Origin of the sequence: Microcystis sp. M_OC_Ca_00000000_C217Col, from assembly GCF_007095585.1 — a bacterium.
GTDB lineage: Bacteria > Cyanobacteriota > Cyanobacteriia > Cyanobacteriales > Microcystaceae > Microcystis > Microcystis panniformis.
On record NZ_SFBV01000033.1, the window covers coordinates 1 to 3,435 of the forward strand.

Here is a 3,435-nt window from a genome sequence, read left to right on the forward strand (position 1 = left end):
TTCTCCTGAAGTTTTAACCAATTGCTAGAGCCTTTAGTTTTCCGTTTCAAGCGTCTTTGTAGCAATTTAAGCTTACTCTGTACTTTCAACAAAAATCGAGGGGCTTTGATTAAATCTCCTCGTGAAGTAGCGACAAAACTCTCAATCCCCGCGTCGATTCCTAAACAGGTTTTCCCAAATGTCATATCGGGAACTAATTCCGTAGATTGGAAGGAAACCGAAACGTAAAATCCCGACGCTTTTTGGATAATTCGAGCTTGTTTAGGCTCGAACCCAGACGGGTACTTTCTGGATTTCCTAATCCGAATTTTTCCCAATTGTGGAAAATTCAAACATCCATCCCCTAGAAAGTTTTTTGACAGCGCGGGGAAAACAAAACTTCGCATCTTTTTCTTGAATCTAGGAAAGCCGAAGCCTTTCGATTTCATCTGGTCAAACGCTTTATCTAAAGTTTTTAAGACTTGCTGTAAGACTTGAGCGTTAACCGTCTTTAATATCGGGTAAACTTTTTTAGCTTCCGTTAGATTTTTGGCTTGAACGAAGTAATTAGGATAGGGTTCATCCGCAGGAATTATGTACTCGGAAACTAACGAACAACGATCCGCAAGACACTTTCGAGAGTTTAACCAATCTTTCCGTTCCGAGAGCGCGTAATTATAAACGCTCTTACAAACATCAAGAATGTGGACGATCTCCCGTTCCTGTTGCCTGTTTACCTTTAGTTTGTACTGGTAGGTAAGCGTTATCACTGTCGTTAGTTTCGTGATGTATAGCTAGATTATAACACTTACTGCCTAATATGTCAACTGATTACAATCATGGATTTCGTTCTGTTTATAGACTTACCGCCCACGTTGTATTCGTCATCAAATACCGACCATTGCTAAGTACCTAGGCAAAATTATTTACACATGACGATCATTGCCCCGTAAGGGTTTTAGCTCGATCGGGCAGGTAATTAATTTTGCATGACTACTTATTAACGATGAAATCTTAGCCCGACTGAAAGAAATCTTTGTATCAACGCTCACAAAATGGGAAAGCGCATTGCTTGATTTCAACGGTGAATCGGATCACGTTCACCGGATTATCGATGACAAGCCTGACATCGCTTTATCCAAACTAATCGCTAACCTTAAAACAGTTAGTAGTCGCTTAATTAGAAAGGAATTTCCAGATTTGGCGGCAAAGTATTTCGACAATAAACCCTATTTTTGGACGGGAGCTTATTTCGTGGCTAGTTGTGGCGGCGTTACCGTCGAACAACTAAAAAAATACGTCGAGAACCAAAAAAACTCCCCAAAAGTGGAAACCCTACCGCGTTAGTTTTATTCTGGTGGCGATTCATCTCGCTCCATTGAGATAGCCACCAGATCAGTTATCAGTGATTCAGTTACCAGTTATCAGGTGTGAGTTTACTGTTTACTGTTTACTGTTTACTGTTTGCTGCGGGACAAAGAGAGGCTAATTGACAGGAAAAACAAGCGGGATTTCTTGCTTTACAAACCGCCCGGCCGTGGTAAATAATACTAATAGAAAAAGTTTCCCAATCCGGTTGAGGCAGTAAAGCCATTAAATCCCGTTCAATTTTCACCGGATCGTTATTAGTAGTTAAACCCAAACGATTACTTAAGCGCTTAACGTGGGTATCTACTGTCACCCCCTCAATAATCGCGTAAGCGTGAGCAAGTACCACATTAGCCGTTTTTCTAGCTACCCCGGGTAAAGTTAATAATTCCGCCATTGTCTTGGGTACTTCTCCTTGAAAATCCTTGAGGATTTTTTGACAAGCACCCTGAATATTTTTAGCTTTATTGCGATAGAATCCCGTGGAACGAATCAGGGTTTCTAACTCCTCTCGCTCGGCAAAAGCTAAGGATTTAGCATCGGGAAAACGGGCGAATAAAGCAGGAGTCACCTTATTTACCCGCTCATCAGTGCATTGTGCCGAGAGAATCACTGCCACCAATAACTGCACGGGAGTTTGATAATTTAAGCTACAGGTTGCCTCTGGATATAATCGCTTTAAGTTGCTTAAAATCTCTAGGGCGCGCAGTTGAAGCTTAGTTTTTTTTCGCGGGGCCATCACTGGAATAAATCCTGAAAAACTGCTAGGTTAGCCGTGTCGCGCACGATTAAGAAAACTCCTAATCCTAAGAGTAAAACTAGACCTGTTTGCATGATGTTATCTTGCAGTTTAGTTGGGAGAGGTTTACCTACCAAAGCCTCGATTAATAAAAATACTAATTGACCGCCATCAAGAGCAGGTAAAGGCAGAATATTAATTACCGCTAAGTTAATACTAATTAGGGCGGCAAATTGAAAAAGATTACCCGCATCATTACGAGCGATTGCCGCTCCATATTCGACAATTTTCACCGGTCCTGCTACCTGTTGAACACTGTCTTTGAAGTTACTAACTAACTGCCCAAAACCTTGAACGGTTAATAGGGTTAATCGCTGAAATTCACCCGCACCTAAGCTAAAAGCTTGCCCAAAATTATCGGCTTTCAGGCGAGTTTCTTCACCGTTAGGAGCCAATCTAACCCCAATTTTACCCTGACCATCACTGCCCAATTCAGGAGTAACGATTAAATCGATCGTTTCTGTCGGGCGTTTGATGGTTAATTTTAGGGGTTGATCGGGGGAAGATTGAATAATGTCACGGAAGTCAATAATGGCATTTTGAGAAGCACCAAGGGGCTGATCATTGATAGCGAGAACAATATCCCCCGCTTGCATTCCCGCTTGTTTAGCGACGGAATTTTCAGCAGTGAAAACTTCAGGAATAATTACCCCTTCTTGATAGTTAATTTGGGGAAACCCCACCGTAGCGACTTGGGTAACAAGCAAAAAATAGGCAAAAATTAAATTAGCAATTACCCCGGCACTAATGACGATAGCTCGATCGAAAACAGGACGATTGCGTAATAAATCAGGATCGTTATTGGGAATTTGACTATCGGGATCGTCATCGGGAAAACCAACGTAACCCCCTAAAGGAATGGCGCGGAGGGCGTATTCCGTTTCTTTACCTTGATATTTAGCTAAAGCTGGACCAAAACCGATGGAAAAGCGATTAACATGGATAGATTGCCAACGAGCAGCGGCAAAATGACCCAATTCGTGAACGACAATTAATAGGGCAAGTACACCGATCGCTATTAAAACTGACATGATGATCAAATTATAATGACTTAGCTTTTGTTTATTGTAAGCGATCCTCCCAAGCAGATTGCAAAAAATCTTTAGTTATCGCTAATTTTCCGATCATTTAAGTAGGTAGGCGTTAAAAATTATCAGATGCCCCCCTTATTAAGGGTAGGGCTGTTTCATTCTCCCATCAGAATATCAAAAGTAAAAGCGATCACTATCAGGTAAAATGAGAAGTGACCGCCAACTTTTTAAATATATGTTGAGCTTAATAGAAAAACT

The 3,435-nt window shown here is 41.3% G+C and carries 3 protein-coding genes and 1 pseudogene; 1 reads left to right on the plus strand and 3 read right to left on the minus strand.

The features are described from left to right. The coding region (locus EWV66_RS01815; RefSeq protein ID WP_287108954.1) for an RNA-guided endonuclease InsQ/TnpB family protein at positions 1–749 on the minus strand (749 nt) is incomplete at its 3' end. Positions 750–975: 226 nt separating this feature from the next. Here EWV66_RS01815 and tnpA point away from each other — a divergent pair. Beyond that, positions 976–1,326, plus strand: a pseudogene (tnpA, locus tag EWV66_RS01820) (IS200/IS605 family transposase); the annotation flags it as partial. A 103-nt stretch (positions 1,327–1,429) separates the two neighbouring features. Here tnpA and nth read toward each other — a convergent pair. Together nth and rseP are read right to left on the minus strand one after the other, a co-directional pair. After that, positions 1,430–2,086, minus strand: a complete 657-nt coding sequence (nth, locus tag EWV66_RS01825) for an endonuclease III (RefSeq protein ID WP_072924402.1) — start codon at positions 2,084–2,086, stop codon at positions 1,430–1,432. Further along, entirely contained in the window at positions 2,086–3,177 is a 1,092-nt protein-coding gene (gene rseP / locus EWV66_RS01830) for an RIP metalloprotease RseP (protein WP_287108953.1), read from the minus strand. Before rseP ends, nth begins: the two co-directional genes overlap by 1 nt. Between the last annotated feature and the right edge of the window lie 258 nt (positions 3,178–3,435).